Raw genomic sequence first — 14299 nt, forward strand, 5'->3', positions numbered from 1 at the left:
AGGAGATCCGTCGTGTCAGACGCCCCCGCCGTTGCAACGCTGCCGTCCCAGCAGGATAAACCTGAGGAAAAACTGTCCTACCGCCTCATCACGGGGCCGGACGACCGGGCGTTCTGTGAGCGCATCTCGGCAGCCCTGGCCGAGGGATACGTGCTGCACGGCAGCCCTGCCGCCACCTTCAACGGCACCACCGTCATCGTGGCCCAGGCCCTCATCCTGCCGGCAGCGATCGCCACCGCAGACGCCGCCGTCGCCACCGCCGTGGACCAGCTGGACTCCGACGAGGACCTGAGCGCGGAAGTTTACGAGGGCCACGCATGAGCTACGCCGGAGACATCACTCCGCAGGACGCGTGGGCCAAGCTTGAGGAGGGCGCCATCCTGGTGGATGTGCGCACCGAGGGCGAATGGGCGCACATCGGCATTCCCGACACCAACGCCACGGAAAATGATCCCCTCTTCATCCAGTGGACCTTTCCCGGCGGCATTCCCAACCCCGACTTCGTCGAGCAGCTGAAGCAGCAGGCCCCCGAGGACACCCGGGTGGAGCTGCTCTTCCTGTGCCGCTCCGGCCAGCGCTCCATCGCTGCCGCCACCGCCGCAACGCAGGCCGGTTTTACTGCCTACAACGTCCTCGAAGGCTTCGAGGGCGAGCCCGACCGTTACGGTGAGCGCACCGTGAACGGCTGGAAGAACCGCGGCCTGCCGACGAACCTGGGAAAGAACTAAATTGACCTTTAACCACGACGCCGCCGGCTGGAGCCCCGATACCCAGGCCGTCCGCGGCGGGCTTGACCGCACCAATTTCCAGGAGACCACCGAGCCTGTCTTCCTGAACTCCGGATTCGTCTACGAGTCCGCCGCCGCCGCCGAGCGCGCCTTCACCGGCGAAGACGAGCGCTTTGTCTACTCGCGCTACGGCAACCCGTCGGTGGCCACCTTCCAGGAGCGGCTCCGCCTCCTCGAAGGCACTGAGGCGTGCTTTGCGACGGCGTCCGGCATGTCCGCCGTTTTCACCGCGCTGGGTGCCCTGCTGGGCGCCGGGGACCGCGTGGTCGCAGCCCGCTCGCTGTTCGGTTCCTGCTTCGTGATCCTCAACGAAATCCTGCCGCGCTGGGGCGTGGAGACGGTGTTCGTGGACGGCCCGGACCTCGAGCAGTGGCGCGAAGCCCTCTCGGTGCCCACCACGGCCGTCTTCTTCGAATCCCCGTCCAACCCGATGCAGGAAATCGTGGACATCGCGGCGGTGAGCGAACTCGCCCACGCCGCCGGCGCCAAGGTGGTGGCGGACAACGTCTTCGCCACCCCGCTGCTGCAGCGCTGCGGAGACCTCGGCGCGGACGTGATCGTCTACTCCGGCACCAAGCACATCGACGGCCAGGGCCGCGTGATGGGCGGAGCGATCCTGGGCACCAGGGAATTCATCGACGGCCCGGTCAAGCAGCTCATGCGCCACACGGGCCCGGCGCTCTCCGCATTCAACGCCTGGGTCCTCACCAAGGGCCTGGAAACCATGTCCCTGCGCGTGAACCACTCCTCCGCCACCGCGCTGCGCCTCGCCGAATGGCTGGAAACCCAGCCTGCCGTGAACTGGGTCAAGTACCCGCTGCTCAAGTCGCACCCGCAGTACGACCTGGCGGCCAGGCAGATGAAGGCCGGCGGCACCGTCCTCACGCTGGAACTTGCGACGACGGCCGGCCAGTCGGGCAAGGAAGCCGCCTTTGCGCTGCTGGACGGCCTGAAGATCATCGACATCTCCAACAACCTGGGCGACGCCAAGTCCCTCATCACCCATCCCGCCACCACGACGCACCGGGCCATGGGGCCGGAAGGACGCGCCGCGATCGGGCTCAGCGATGGCGTGGTGCGGCTGTCCGTCGGACTGGAGGACGCGGACGACCTCATCGCGGACCTGGAGCAGGCGCTCAAACAGATCTGACGTTACTTCCAATGGCGGGCTGTGAACGCGCGCTGCGCTGCACGTCCCTTCGTTTCGGGCGTCCTTGAGAACGGAGCCCGGGGGCGGTTTAGTGGGTGGACCAGCAGGGTTTACCCAGGGTTTACATGGACGGTCTTGTAGGGTCCATATGCACTGGGCAGACTCTAATAACACCGATGAGCCGATCAAACCCCTGTCGGTTCAGCCCATCCAAGGACAGACGCAGCGATGCGTTCGGGGCCGTGGCCGCGAAGACGCTGCGCGCAGCCTCCCTGACCGGAAGGAACATCATGGCCGGAGTATTTGAAGTTTTTGTTGACGCCGACTCCCAGTACCGGTTCCGGCTGATGGCTCCCAATGGAACCGTGCTGGCCGTCTCCGCACCTTTCGAGGACAAGCGCGCGGCTGCCGCGGGCATTGCCGACGTCCGCGAATGCGCCGGGACGGGGCTCGTCACGGACCTCTCGCCGGCAGCACCGAAGGTTCAGGAAGCCTCCGCGGCAGTTCCCGCGCCGGTGCCGGCCCAGACTCTCTCGGCCCAGACTCTTCCAGCCCGCTCCGGCCACGGCCGGCAGGGATTCGGCAAGAAGCGCACCCCGGCCGAGGCCTCGGGCACCAGCAGCGCGGCGCACTGGAGGCCGTCAGCCCCCGCAGCCCCGGCCCGCTGGACCGGCGCCGCCTAGCCGACTGCTCTGGGGACCTGCTCTTGGGGGCCTGTTCCTGGCGGGACTGTTCCTGGCGGCCGCGGCTCAGGTGGTGATGACGACCAGCCGGACATCGACGTCGTCGCCCGCGGCGATGCGGGCAGCAGCCCGCACAGCCCGCTTGACCGGCAGCAGGTACGAACCGCTGCCGGTGTCCGGAAAGATCGAGGTCTGCCACTGGTGGCCCGCAATGTCTGCCGCCACCTTCACCGAGCCGAACCCCCTGCGGAACCCCGCGGACTCCTCACGGATTTCGTCCGCAATATCCACGGGCAACGTAATGAAATGCCAGGCGGATTCGCCCGGATACAACCATAAAGGGGCTCTGAACTCGTAAGACTCGCTCACGGAGCGAGTATGGCATGCCGTAACAGGCCAGGGAATGGTTTTACTTAGGTAAGCCTTAACTACTATCCTCTTCCGGTGACCACGCAGCTTGATTTCGCGCGGGTGCCCTTCGCCGCCGATCTCGCAGGCCACGGGGACAGGCCCGCAGTTCTTTCAGACAATTTCACCCTCACCTACCGGGGACTGGCCGACAGGGTTGATGCCCTCGCCCTCCGCCTGGGCAGCCAGCGCCGCCTGGTGGCACTGGCTGCCGCGAACGACGTCGACTCCCTGGTGGCCTACCTCGCCGCCCTGGTTGCCGGCCACCCGCTGATCCTGCTTCCGGAGGACAAGCCGGCGGCACTGGAATCCCTGGTGGCCGCGTACGACCCCGACGTCGTGCTGCGATCCGCCAACGGAGAGATCCTGTTCGAGGAGCGCCGGGCCGGCAGCAGGCACGAGCTCCATCCGGACCTGGCGCTTCTGCTCAGCACTTCCGGGTCCACCGGCTCGCCCAAGCTGGTGCGGCTGTCCGCCAACAATCTGCAGGCCAACGCGGAGTCGATTGCCGAGTACCTGAACATCGGCCCGGCAGACCGCGCGGCAACCACCCTGCCGATGTCCTACTGCTACGGCCTGTCTGTGATCAACAGCCACCTGCTGCGGGGCGCGGGCCTGGTGCTCACCGACCTTTCCGTTGTTGACCCCTGCTTCTGGGAGCTTTTCCGTGCCCGCGAGGCCACGGCGTTCGCAGCCGTGCCCTACACCTTTGAACTGCTGGAACGTGTGGGCTTTGACGGAATGGACCTGCCCTCACTGCGGTATGTCACGCAGGCCGGAGGCCGGCTCGCCCCGGACCGCGTACGGAGCTATGCCGAACTCGGCCGCCGGAAGGGCTGGGAACTGTTCGTGATGTACGGCCAGACCGAGGCCACGGCCCGGATGGCCTATCTTCCTCCCGGGCTGGCTGCCGAGCACCCCGGCGCCATCGGCGTCCCGGTGCCGGGCGGCGCATTCCGGATCGAGCCGGTCTCCGGCCTGGAGCACGGCGAACTCGTCTACACCGGGCCCAACGTGATGCTCGGCTACGCGGAAACCCCGGAGGATCTGGGCGCCGGACGCACGGTCCACGAACTCCGCACCGGCGACCTGGCCAGGCTGCATCCGGCAGGCGTCTATGAAGTGGTGGGGCGGCGCAGCCGGTTCGTCAAAATCGTCGGGCTCCGCGTGGACCTGGGCCAGGTGGAGCGCATCCTGGCCGACCTCGGCGTTGCGGCGGCCAGTGCGGGCACCGACCAGGGGCTCGTCGTGGCGGTCGAGGGCAGCCACGACACGCAACTGCTGGCCAAGGTCCTCGCCCAGGGCATCGGGCTGCCCCGTGCGGCACTGGAGCTGCACGCCGTCGAACATCTCCCCCGCCTGGCCACCGGGAAGGTGGACTATCCGGCGGTTCTTGCCCTCTCAACCCGGGCAGTGCCCAAAGCAACGCCGTCCAAAGCAGCATCGGCGAAAGCAGCATCGGCGAAAGCAGCGCCGGACGGCCGGGATAACGGCGGCTCCCCCGCGGTCGACGACGTGCGGCGGATCTTCCGGGAAACCCTGGAGTGTGAGGACATCGCCGACGGCGACACGTTCGTCTCGCTCGGCGGTGACTCGCTGTCCTACGTGGCCACCTCCGTCAGGCTGGAACAGTTGCTGGGCCGCCTCCCCTCCGACTGGCACGTGACGCCGGTCCGGGACCTGGAACAGCAACAGGGCCGGAAAGCCGCCGGCAGGATGCGGCGGTTCTTTGCCCCGCTTGAGACCAGCATCGTGCTCCGGGCCGTGGCGATTGTGCTCATCGTCAGCACCCACGTCGGGCTGCTGACCTGGCCGGGGATGGCGCACGTGCTCATGGCCGTGGCCGGGTACAACTTCGCCCGGTTCCAGCTTGGCGGGGAACGGCTCCCGCGGCTCAGGCGCCAGCTCAGCAGCCTGGCACGGGTGGCGCTGCCCAGCATTGCGTTCATCGGCGTGGCGTACCTGCTGACCGACAAGTACACCCTGGCCAATATCCTGCTGCTGAACTCCGTTGTCGGTCCCGAAGAGGTGACCACGCAGTGGCACTTCTGGTTCATCGAGGTGCTGGTCTACATCCTGCTGGGTATGGCGGCCCTGTTGGCCATTCCCTGGGTGGACCGGGCGGAGCGGCGGTTCCCGCTGCTCTTTCCGCTTGCCCTCACCGGCCTGGCCCTGCTCTCCCGCTACGACATCGTTGATCCCGGCATTCCCCACCCGTCACCCACACTGTGGCTTTTCGTTCTTGGCTGGGCCGTCGCCCGGTCCCGGACCGCGCTTCAGCGCTGCGTGGTGTCGCTCCTTGCGGTCCTCACGGTTCCCGGCTGCTTCTTCGGGGACACGAATCGGGAGCTGACCCTCGCTGCCGGCCTCCTGCTGCTCACGTGGCTGCCCGCCATCCCCGTTCCCAGGGGGCTGCAGCGCCTGACGGTGCTCCTGGCCAGCGCTTCCCTCTATGCGTACCTCGTGCACTGGCTGGTGTACCCGCTCCTGGCCGGCACCAGCCCGGCGCTTGCCGTGGCCGCATCGCTCGTGGCCGGGGTGGCCTACTGGGCGCTGTGCACCCGCGCCGTGGGCATGGTAAGCCGGCGCGGCTGGGGCACTCTCCGAAGCAGGTTCCCGCGGCCGGCCGTTCCAGGGAGCTCCTGACTCCGGCGGCCCGGTTTCAGACGGACTGCAGTTCGCGGAAAGCCACCGCGGAGATGAGCATGGAGCCGGCAGCCGTGACGGGATCGATGACGGGAATCCCCAGCCTGCGCCGCAGGACGTCCGCCATGCCGATGCTCGTCAGCCCGGTGCTGGCCTCCAGAATGACGTCGGCTCCGGCGTCCACGAGCATGTGGGCGGCCGCGAGCGCGTCGAAGATGCCGGTCGGCAGCAGGAAACCGTCGGGCGTCTCCACGCTCTCGGCGCCGTCGATCAAGAGCATGCGGTCACCCAGGGCATCGGAAATGGGCCCGGGCACCGAGTGCTTAAGGCCGAGCACGCCCACCCGGCCGCCGAAGGCAAGGGCCGCTGCAGCAGCCGCCGAGCCCGCACCGATCACGGGGATGTTCAGCAGCGCCCGCACCTCCGGCAGGCCGGGATCGGCGGCGCAGCTGATGACCAGCGCGTCTACGTCCGAGGCCATCTCCAGCGCGAGCTCCACCACTTTGGGCACCGCACGCTGCAACGAGTCGGGGTCATGGACTCCGGAGGGCTGGTCCGGGATACACCGCGTGGTCACGTCGAAGCCGAAGGTCTCGCGGAGCAGCTTCCCGTGCGAGTTGAGCACCCGGCGGTCGCTGGTGGTCAACTCCCTGATGATTCCTACGCGCATGGTCCCGGTCCTTCCCCCGTGCGACTCCTGTGATGCCACCACACTAACCAGCGGACATTTCAGGTGGTTTACCGGAAAATGACCATCGGAAACATGCCCGTTCCACCAGCGCGAACGTACAGTTGTGGCCCCAAAAAACGCGCGTACAGGGGCCGCAAGTGTACGTTCGCGCTCTGTGCTTGGTGGTTGGAGGGCGGGTGGGATCAGAGCTGGCGGACGCGCAGCAGTTCCGGAATGTCCTCGTCGTCGGGATCCACGTACCCTACGGTTCCCTTCAGCGTCGCCCGCACGGCGTGCGCGACGACGGCACCCAGCCCGCCGTCGTCGGGGTCTGCTTTGTCCAGAACCACTTGGCGTGTGCTGCGCTGCTCCGCAGCGCCGGTGCCGCGCGCGAAGATCTCTGCGACGCCCTGCCGGACCAGGTCCAGCTCACCGGTCTCGGCCAGCACCGGCTCCAGGTAATCGACCAGCGAGCGCACCACGTCCGCGGCCGGCGCCGGCCGGAAGCTGCCGAAGTCAAGCAGGTCACCGCGCAGTCCGAAGTTGCTTGCCTGCCACGCGGCCATCCGCAGCAGCACCGTGGGTACGGGCGCGGGCTCCACGCCCTCCCGCCATTCCCGGCACGCAGATTCCACGAGCGCGCGGACCAGGACGGCGATCAGCGCGGCATCCTCGGCGCGGAGGCAGACGTCCGCCACCCGGACCTCCACGGTGGGGTGGTTCCGGGAGAGGCGGGCGTCAAAATAGATCATGCCCTCGTCGAGCACCACGCCAGTCTCCAGCAGGCGGGACACCACCCGGCGGTATGTGGACACGTTGCCGAAGATGGCAGACGGGCCCGACGACGGCCAGCGGTTCCAGGCCTGCGTCCGGTAGCTTTCGAATCCGGTGGCAACACCGTTCCAGAACGGTGAGTTTGCGCTGAGCGCGATCAGGACGGCCAGCTTGTCCCGGATCCTGTCCAGCACTGCAACGCCTTCGTCCGGTGACTCGATGTATGTGTGGACGTGGAAGCCGCAGGTGAGCTGCTCCTGCGCGGTCAGTCCGAACCGCTCCAGCATTCTGGCGTAGCGCGGGTCCGGTGTGGTGTGGCTGGACAGTGCCAGCGGCGAGGTGGCCAGGGCGGCGATCCTGGCGCCGTGGGCCTGCGCCGCCTCATCCGCCAGGGAGCGACCGGCACGGATCTGGCGCAGCAGTTCGGCGTGGTCCAGGCACGGGCGGGTCTGTGTCTCGATCTGCTCAAGCTTGAGTTCGGCACTCAAGCCCATTTCGTCGTCGTCGAACTTGGTGCCGGCCTTTTTCTTCAGCAGCAGGGGCCGCCCAGGGGCCTCGTCGGCGGCGAGTTTGCGGCCCGCCAGCAGGGCATCGGCGAGCGCCAGCGGTTCCCCGCTGTCCGGATCAACGATCAGGAGCTCTTCCTCCACGCCAAAAGTCCGCATGCCTACATTGTGCGCCAGACCAGCCGAAACGTCCCGGACATGACGAAGCGCGAACGTACACTTGTGGCCCTTGGAAAACGCTTCCCAAGGGCCACAAGTGTACGTTCGCGCCGGGAGGAGCGTCAGTCCTGGAAGTACTCGATCTTGGCGCCGATGGTGTTGAGGCGCTCTGCAAGGTCCTCGTAGCCGCGCTCGATGACGTAGATATTGCGCAGCTCGGAGACGCCGCGGGCCGCAAGCATGGCCAGCAGCAGGCAGGCGGCCGGACGCAGCGCGGGCGGGCAGCCCACCTCTGCGGCGCGCCAGCGCGTGGGGCCGTTGACGTAGATCCGGTGCGGGTCCAGCAGCTGCACGCGGGCCCCCAGCTTGTTCAGCTCGGTCAGGTAGATCGCGCGGTTCTCGTAGACCCAGTCGTGGATCATGGTCTGGCCTTCGGCGTTTCCGGCGATCACCGCGAAGAACGGCAGGTTGTCGATGTTCAGGCCCGGGAACGGCATCGGGTGGATCTTGTCCTCCGGTGCGCGCAGCTCGGAGGGCTTGGTGGTCACGTCAACGAGCCGGGTTCGGCCGTTGCGGGCCATGTACTCCCCGGAGACCTCCAGCCGCTGGCCCATCTGTTCCAGCGTGGCCAGCTCGATCTCCATGAATTCGATGGGCACGCGGCGGATGGTCACCTCGGAGTTGGTGACGACGCCGGCGGTGATCAGGCTCATCGCCTCGATGGGGTCTTCCGAGGGGAAGTATTCGATGTCGACGTCGATGGCCGGTTTGCCGGTGATCTTCAGCGTGGTGGTCCCGACGCCGTCGATCTCCACGCCCAGGCGCTGCAGGTAGAAGCACAGGTCCTGGACCATGTAGTTGGGGCTGGCGTTGCGGATGACGGTGGTGCCGCAGCGGTGGGCGGCGGCCATGATGGCGTTCTCGGTCACGGTGTCGCCACGCTCGGTCAGCACAAAGGACCGGTCAAGTTCATCGGTCGGGGGCGCCTGCACGCTGTAGAAGCCTGAGCTGGCCTCCACGGACAAGCCGAACTGCCGCAGGGCCTGCATGTGCGGCTCCACGGTGCGGATGCCCAGATCGCAGCCGCCGGCGTAGGGCAGCCGGTATTCGTCGGTCTCATCCAGCAGCGGGCCCAGCAGCATGATGACGCTGCGGGTACGGCGTGCCGCCTCGACGTCCATGGATTCCAAATCCAGGTCTGCGGGCCGGCGGAGGCGGAGGTCGTTGTCGTTAAGCCACGTGCATTCGACGCCGATGCTGCTCAGCACCTCGACGATGCGGTTCACTTCCTCGATGCGGGCCAGCCGGCGCAGCGTGGTGGTGCCGCGGTTAATCAGACTGGCGCAGAGCAGTGCAACACCGGCGTTCTTGCTGGTGTTAACGTCCACGGAGCCGGAGAGCGTCCGGCCGCCCTCCACGCGGAGGTGGGTCATCTGTGTCTTGCCGAGCTGGACGATGCTGCGGCCAAAGATCGCCTCGAGTCGCTGGATCATTTTCAGGCTCAGGTTTTGCTTTCCCTGTTCCATGCGCGCGACGGCACTCTGGCTGGTGCCGAGTTCCGCGGCCAGCTGGCCCTGGGTCCACCCCTTCTGGCTGCGGGCGTCGCGGAGCAGAATGCCGACATGTTCAGCGGTCTGTTGAGTCATGGGAAAAATATATCAGATGTGAGTTATTTCGTCGCCTTTTGCCCTCCCCGGGGGTTCTGTCGGGCCTTGATTTACCCGTTACATGCATAAACATTCCATAACGCGCCAAAACCTCGTGACAGGATCCGTGAAGGCCTCCGCAACTTCGTCAAGTGCCGCCCGCGCCTTGACCCTGGCATACTTCCCGGAGCAAGCTAACGGTACGTGTTGCGGCCATGAGGGAACGGAGGCCGCCGTGTCCATTTTCAGCTCCCGCATTTTGCGGAGGAAGCACCCCGCCGGGCGCCGCGCTTCCGCACTGGTGTCCTTCGTGGTCGCGGCAGCTGTGGGCTTTATCCCGGGACCACGGCTCGACGACGGCACGTTCCCGGCACCCGAGTCCGCGGTCACTCAGGCGTCTCCTAAGGCGTCCACCGCGCAGCCAGGCAACACTGCGCAGCCCGGCAACACGGCCCAGCCAAACAACACCGCGCAGCCAGCTCACGAAGCCCCGCCAGGTAGTGACGATACCGAACTGGGCAATGATGTTTCCTGGCCGCAGTGCAACGGCGCCCTGCCGGATGACCCTGCGTTCGCGATTGTCGGAGTCAACAATGGTCTTGCCAACACCACGAATCCCTGCCTCCACGAGCAGCTTGATTGGGCAGAGGATGCGGAGGGCGGGACCGGCCAGCCACGTGTGGCGCTCTACGTGAACACCGCCAATCCCGGGCTGCGGGGCTCCTGGTGGCCGACGAACAACGAGTATGGCGGCAAGGTCGTTGCCAACCCCTACGGCACGTGCGAGGGGAAGGAGGACGCGGCGTGCGCCTACATGTACGGGTATGCGAAAGCCTTCGACGACGCCTACCTCCGCACCGTCGACGACCCTGAGACCTACCTCTGGTGGCTGGACGTGGAGACGGGCAACACCTGGTCAGGCGACAGGAATGCCAACCGGGCGGATCTCGAGGGCATGACTGATTTCTTCCACAGCATCGGCGCCAGAGTCGGCATCTACTCCGCGGCCCGGCAGTGGGCACAGATTGTCGGTGAGGTGGGAACGGCCAGCAGCCTCTACTCGCTGCCCAGCTGGCTTGCCGGTGCCCGCTCCGCTGCCCACGCCAGGGACATGTGTTCCGCGGCGCCCCTTATCGCCGGCGGCCAGGTGGTCCTCATCCAGTTCGTGGCCGGCAGCTTCGACTACGACCACTCGTGCATCTGAGAACGTCAGGCACCATGGACGCGGCCTGCAGCATCCGCCCGGCCGCGGCGGAAGACGCCGAGGCGCTGGCCCGGCTGCACCTGGAATGGCGCGAGACCTACGCACACCTGCTGTCACCCGGCTTTATGGCGGGCCAGGGAGTTGAAGGGCGGCTGGCCATGTGGCGCCACCTCCTGGCCGGCCCGCATGCGGCCCGGCACTTTGTGGCGGTCGACGGCGGGAGGCTGGTGGGGTTTGCCGGCTCGCTTCCGCCCGAGGACGGTGTGCGGGAGCAAACCGAGCTCTGGGGCATCTATCTCCTCGCCTCCCACCAGGGCAGGGGGCTGGGCCAGGCACTGCTTGATGCCACGATTGGGCACGAAGCTGCGGCACTGTGGGTCGCCGAGGACAACCCGCGTGCCCAGGCCTTCTACCAGCGCAACGGCTTCGCCTTCACCGGCGCCAGGGACACCATCGAGGATTGGGAAGGGCTGCCGGAGCTCCGCATGGCGCGGCCTGCGCCCTAGGAACCATGCGGGTTAGGAACCCTCCAGCCAGACCATGTGCCACGTTCCGGCCCACAGAGCGGCCGCCACGGCGCCGCCGGCGATGAGGACTCCGCCCAGCACCACCCAGACGTCCAGCACGCTGTAGGTGGACACCCGCGCCCAGGTCCGGCTGGCACCGCCGAAGCCGCGGGCCTCCATGGTGACGGCAAGGCGGGTGGCGCGGCGGATGGCCTGGACCAGGAGGCCGAAGCTCTGCCCCAGGGTGGCCCGCATCCGCTGCCAGGGATTGCCGCGGGACCCGACGCCGCGGGCACGCCGGGCCATGCCGATCGTCTGCCATTCCTCGGCCATCAGCCCGACCAGCCGCATGGCTGCCAGCGTCCCCAGCACAAAGCGGTGCGGCAGCCGCGCCTTCTGCGCCAGGGCGTCCGCCAGGTCGGTGGGATCCGTGCAGCTCATGAGCAGCACCGCGGGCAGGGCGATGGCCAGGCCCCGCAGCAGGAAACCCAGCCCCAGCTGCAGGGAACCTTCGCTCATGGACCAAAGGCCGACGTCGAGCAGTATCCTTCCGCTGTCCGGCGCCAGGATGGAGGTGCTCCAGCCGCCCACTGCGGCCGCAAGGATCAACGGCCAGCCGCGCTGCCACAGCAGTGAAAATGTCAGGCCGGCCAGAGGAAACACCAGCAGTTCGCACACGAGGGCCACCGAGGCGGACATCCAGTCAATGGAAAGCGCCAGCGCCAGGGTGATGAGGAAGACCGCAGCGAATTTGGCCAGCGGATTGGCGCGCGTCAGCACGGCCTGGTTTCCGGCGAGTGTCAGTACTTCCCTCATGTCGCCGCCTGTTCCGATCTCGCCGGGCTGGACCCCGCGGGTCCCGGCTCGGGCCGGTCGCCGGAGCCCAGCCGCAGCTCAGTGCCGCCGAGGACATGGGTGAACTCCTCGTCGTGGGTCACGGACACCACGGCCGTGCCGGCGTCGAGGAGTTCGGACAGGAACGAGGCGAGCTCCGCCCAGGTGTTGGCATCCTGGCCGAAGGTGGGCTCGTCCAGGACCAGCACCTGCGGATGCGCCGCCAGGACGGTGGCCACGGACAGCCGCCGCTTTTCCCCGCCGGACAGGGTGTACGGGTTGGCGTCCACCAGATGGGTGAGGCGCAGACGTTCCAGCAGCTCGTCGACGCGCTCTTCCCCGTGGCCCAGATGGCGCGGCCCGAACTGCAGCTCGTCCAGGACGCGGCCGGTGACGAACTGGTGCTCGGGTTCCTGGAACACCGTGCCGATCCGGGAGATCAGCTGGTTGGCCTTCCATTTGTAGGGGTCAATGCCGGCGCCGCCGCTCAGCTCAACCGTAGCGGAAACCATTCCGTCCACCGGCGGCAATAGCCCGGCCAGGGTCAGTGCGAAGGTGGATTTGCCGGCGCCATTGGGGCCCGTCACGGTCAGCGCCTCGCCGGCCCGGACCTGTGCCGTGACGTCCTGCAGGACCGGCACCGGCGGCAGGGAACGGAAGCCACGGCGGCGGGGCCGTTCCCTGGACACCGCGAGCTTTTCCGCGGCCAGCAGCAGCTGACCGGCGTTAATCTGGCCGCCGTCAATGCCGGGAATGTTCCCAGCGGAGGACGGCGGGACAATCCTGGCCAAGCGGCGCCGGGTTTCCGGAACGTAGCCCGGGACCCAGACGCCGGCAGCGGTGAGCATCCCCCGCGCCTGTTCGAGGACCTCGTCCGGAGTCCCGTCGATCAGCACTGCACCGTTCGCGGCGGAGCCCGGCTGCAGGACCACGATCCGGTCCACCAGGTCTTTCCACGCGGCGACCCGGTGCTCCACCACCACCAGGGTGGCGCCGGTCTTGTCGAGGCAGCGGCCCACCGCGTCCCGGACCTCCAGGACGCCCGCCGGGTCGAGGTTCGCGGTCGGTTCGTCCAGCAGGATCAGTCCCGGGCGCATGGCCAGGATGCCGGCGAGCGCCAGTCGCTGCTTCTGCCCGCCGGACAGGGCCGACGTCGGGTGGTTCAGCGGCAGGTGGGACAGTCCGACGTCGTCCAGCGCCTCATGCACCCGGCGCCAGATTTCATCGCGGGGCACCGAGAGGTTTTCGGCGCCGAAGGCGACGTCGTCGCCGAGCCGGGAGAGCACCACCTGGGTTTCCGGGTCCTGCTGCATGAGTCCGGCCCGGCCGCGCTGCGCGCGCGGGGGCGCGCCGTCGATGAGCAGCTCGCCGCTCTCGTCGGCGTCGTCCTGGTCCGCCGCGCCGTCGGCGCCGTCGGAAGAGCCGTCCGCGTCACTGTCCCCCAGCACACCGGCAAGGGCATGGAGCAGCGTGGACTTGCCGGCCCCGGAAGGGCCAAGCAGCAGGACACGCTCACCGGGGCGGATGTCCAGGTCGAGCGCCTGGACGGCGGGTTTGGTGCGGCCGGCGTGGCGCCAGCCCCAGCCGCGGGCATGTACCGCGGCGGGGCGGACGCCGCCGTCGTGGGAAGCGGGCATCAGTTGAAGACGGGCTCCGTGGCTGCCTTGCGGGAAGCGAAGGAGCTCAGCACGCCGGTCTTGGCCAGGCCGCGGGTGGCGATCCAGGACAGGGCGCCTGCGATGACCGCGCCGGAGATGGCGCAGAACACGATGTACGCGAACTTGTCACCTGCGGCGTACGCGATGTTCCAGCCCCACGGCGCGAACGAGTCGTTGAGGCCGCAGAACAGCCCGGCGCCGGCTCCGGCGAGGAGCGCAACAGGGAGGTTGAACTTCTTGTACCGGAAGGCGGCGAACACGAGTTCCGCGCCCAGGCCCTGCAGGAGGCCGGAGATCAGCACCGTGGTGCCGTACTGCGAGCCCATCAGGAGTTCGCCGGTGGCCGCCACCGTTTCGCAGAACAGGGCCGCGCCGGGCTTGCGGATGATGAGCATGCCCAGGACCGCCGGGATCATCCAGCCGCCGGCGTACAGGCCGGTCAGGGGCGGGTAGACGGCGTTCACGGGAGTGGAGATGACGTTGGCGCCCTGGGACCAGGCCCAGAAGATCACGCCTCCGGCGACGGCGATGAGCGCCGCCACCACGATGTCGGCCACGCGCCAGTTGTAGCCGGTCTTCTTGATTGCTGCAGTTGTCATGATGGTCCTCCTGAGGAACAGGAGGGGAAAGCGTTACCCCGGCTGCCGGTGGCTGGGCCATCTGCTGC

14 protein-coding genes are annotated in these 14299 nt (G+C 67.8%); 7 read left to right on the forward strand and 7 right to left on the reverse strand.

The annotated features are described in order from the left end of the window. Positions 1–12 precede the first annotated feature (12 nt). The 4 genes from ACFTR6_RS15205 to ACFTR6_RS15220 all read left to right on the forward strand — a co-directional run bounded on the left by ACFTR6_RS15205 (position 13) and on the right by ACFTR6_RS15220 (position 2621). Complete coding sequence (locus tag ACFTR6_RS15205) at positions 13–321, forward strand: DUF1737 domain-containing protein (protein ID WP_377958500.1); 309 nt, start codon at positions 13–15, stop codon at positions 319–321. Continuing rightward, positions 318–728 carry a rhodanese-like domain-containing protein gene (locus ACFTR6_RS15210; protein ID WP_076799723.1) on the forward strand — a complete coding sequence of 137 codons (411 nt, stop codon included), beginning with the start codon at positions 318–320 and terminating at the stop codon, positions 726–728. Before ACFTR6_RS15205 ends, ACFTR6_RS15210 begins: the two co-directional genes overlap by 4 nt. 1 nt (position 729) lies before the next feature. Next, positions 730–1938 (forward strand): O-succinylhomoserine sulfhydrylase, encoded by a 1209-nt coding sequence (locus ACFTR6_RS15215; RefSeq protein ID WP_377958501.1) that lies wholly within the window; start codon positions 730–732, stop codon positions 1936–1938. Between the two features lie 290 nt (positions 1939–2228). After that, positions 2229–2621: a YegP family protein gene (locus ACFTR6_RS15220; protein ID WP_377958502.1), complete on the forward strand. Its 393-nt coding sequence runs from the start codon at positions 2229–2231 to the stop codon at positions 2619–2621. A 66-nt stretch (positions 2622–2687) separates the two neighbouring features. On the opposite strand, the gene ACFTR6_RS15225 is transcribed toward ACFTR6_RS15220, so the two are convergent. Next, positions 2688–3122, reverse strand: coding sequence for a DUF1905 domain-containing protein (locus tag ACFTR6_RS15225; protein WP_377958503.1), 435 nt, complete (start codon positions 3120–3122; stop codon positions 2688–2690). Here ACFTR6_RS15225 and ACFTR6_RS15230 point away from each other — a divergent pair. Next, positions 3066–5675, forward strand: a complete 2610-nt coding sequence (locus tag ACFTR6_RS15230) for an AMP-binding protein (protein WP_377958504.1) — start codon at positions 3066–3068, stop codon at positions 5673–5675. The genes ACFTR6_RS15225 and ACFTR6_RS15230 overlap by 57 nt on opposite strands. 16 nt (positions 5676–5691) lie before the next feature. On the opposite strand, the gene ACFTR6_RS15235 is transcribed toward ACFTR6_RS15230, so the two are convergent. From ACFTR6_RS15235 to ACFTR6_RS15245, 3 genes are all read right to left on the reverse strand, one after another. Continuing rightward, positions 5692–6345 (reverse strand): aspartate/glutamate racemase family protein, encoded by a 654-nt coding sequence (locus tag ACFTR6_RS15235; protein WP_377958505.1) that lies wholly within the window; start codon positions 6343–6345, stop codon positions 5692–5694. A 203-nt stretch (positions 6346–6548) separates the two neighbouring features. Continuing rightward, the gene (locus tag ACFTR6_RS15240) at positions 6549–7784 is read right to left on the reverse strand and encodes a glutamate--cysteine ligase (protein WP_076799712.1); all 1236 of its coding nucleotides are present in this window, start codon (positions 7782–7784) and stop codon (positions 6549–6551) included. A gap of 122 nt (positions 7785–7906) precedes the next feature. Continuing rightward, positions 7907–9430 carry a UDP-N-acetylglucosamine 1-carboxyvinyltransferase gene (locus ACFTR6_RS15245; RefSeq protein ID WP_076799711.1) on the reverse strand — a complete coding sequence of 508 codons (1524 nt, stop codon included), beginning with the start codon at positions 9428–9430 and terminating at the stop codon, positions 7907–7909. 235 nt (positions 9431–9665) lie between these two features. Between ACFTR6_RS15245 and ACFTR6_RS15250 the strand changes: the two genes are divergently transcribed. Both ACFTR6_RS15250 and ACFTR6_RS15255 read left to right on the forward strand, forming a co-directional pair. Continuing rightward, positions 9666–10634, forward strand: a complete 969-nt coding sequence (locus ACFTR6_RS15250) for a hypothetical protein (RefSeq protein ID WP_377958506.1) — start codon at positions 9666–9668, stop codon at positions 10632–10634. 14 nt (positions 10635–10648) lie between these two features. Then, complete coding sequence (locus ACFTR6_RS15255; protein WP_377958507.1) at positions 10649–11140, forward strand: GNAT family N-acetyltransferase; 492 nt, start codon at positions 10649–10651, stop codon at positions 11138–11140. Between the two features lie 12 nt (positions 11141–11152). On the opposite strand, the gene ACFTR6_RS15260 is transcribed toward ACFTR6_RS15255, so the two are convergent. From ACFTR6_RS15260 to ACFTR6_RS15270, 3 genes are read right to left on the reverse strand one after another with little or no spacing between them, the layout of a single operon-like run. Then, positions 11153–11956, reverse strand: coding sequence for an energy-coupling factor transporter transmembrane protein EcfT (locus tag ACFTR6_RS15260; protein WP_076799706.1), 804 nt, complete (start codon positions 11954–11956; stop codon positions 11153–11155). Beyond that, on the reverse strand, positions 11953–13611 hold the full coding sequence (locus ACFTR6_RS15265; protein WP_377958508.1) for an ABC transporter ATP-binding protein: 1659 nt from the start codon (positions 13609–13611) through the stop codon (positions 11953–11955). The genes ACFTR6_RS15260 and ACFTR6_RS15265 overlap by 4 nt, the downstream gene beginning before the upstream one ends. Further along, the gene (locus ACFTR6_RS15270; RefSeq protein WP_076799702.1) at positions 13611–14231 is read right to left on the reverse strand and encodes an ECF transporter S component; all 621 of its coding nucleotides are present in this window, start codon (positions 14229–14231) and stop codon (positions 13611–13613) included. The genes ACFTR6_RS15265 and ACFTR6_RS15270 overlap by 1 nt, the downstream gene beginning before the upstream one ends. Positions 14232–14299: the final 68 nt, after the last annotated feature.

The sequence above is a fragment of the Arthrobacter sp. NPDC057009 genome (genome assembly GCF_042673905.1).
In the GTDB taxonomy this organism is placed as follows: domain Bacteria; phylum Actinomycetota; class Actinomycetes; order Actinomycetales; family Micrococcaceae; genus Arthrobacter.

Bases quoted from the DNA above. Each gene is read 5' to 3' on its own strand.
- ACFTR6_RS15210 (WP_076799723.1), top strand. From the start codon at position 318: ATGAGCTACGCCGGAGACATCACTCCGCAGGACGCGTGGGCCAAGCTT.
- ACFTR6_RS15220 (WP_377958502.1), top strand. From the start codon at position 2,229: ATGGCCGGAGTATTTGAAGTTTTTGTTGACGCCGACTCCCAGTACCGG.
- ACFTR6_RS15235 (WP_377958505.1), bottom strand. From the start codon at position 6,345: ATGCGCGTAGGAATCATCAGGGAGTTGACCACCAGCGACCGCCGGGTG.
- ACFTR6_RS15240 (WP_076799712.1), bottom strand. From the start codon at position 7,784: ATGCGGACTTTTGGCGTGGAGGAAGAGCTCCTGATCGTTGATCCGGAC.
- ACFTR6_RS15245 (WP_076799711.1), bottom strand. From the start codon at position 9,430: ATGACTCAACAGACCGCTGAACATGTCGGCATTCTGCTCCGCGACGCC.
- ACFTR6_RS15255 (WP_377958507.1), top strand. From the start codon at position 10,649: ATGGACGCGGCCTGCAGCATCCGCCCGGCCGCGGCGGAAGACGCCGAG.
- ACFTR6_RS15260 (WP_076799706.1), bottom strand. From the start codon at position 11,956: ATGAGGGAAGTACTGACACTCGCCGGAAACCAGGCCGTGCTGACGCGC.
- ACFTR6_RS15265 (WP_377958508.1), bottom strand. From the start codon at position 13,611: ATGCCCGCTTCCCACGACGGCGGCGTCCGCCCCGCCGCGGTACATGCC.
- ACFTR6_RS15270 (WP_076799702.1), bottom strand. From the start codon at position 14,231: ATGACAACTGCAGCAATCAAGAAGACCGGCTACAACTGGCGCGTGGCC.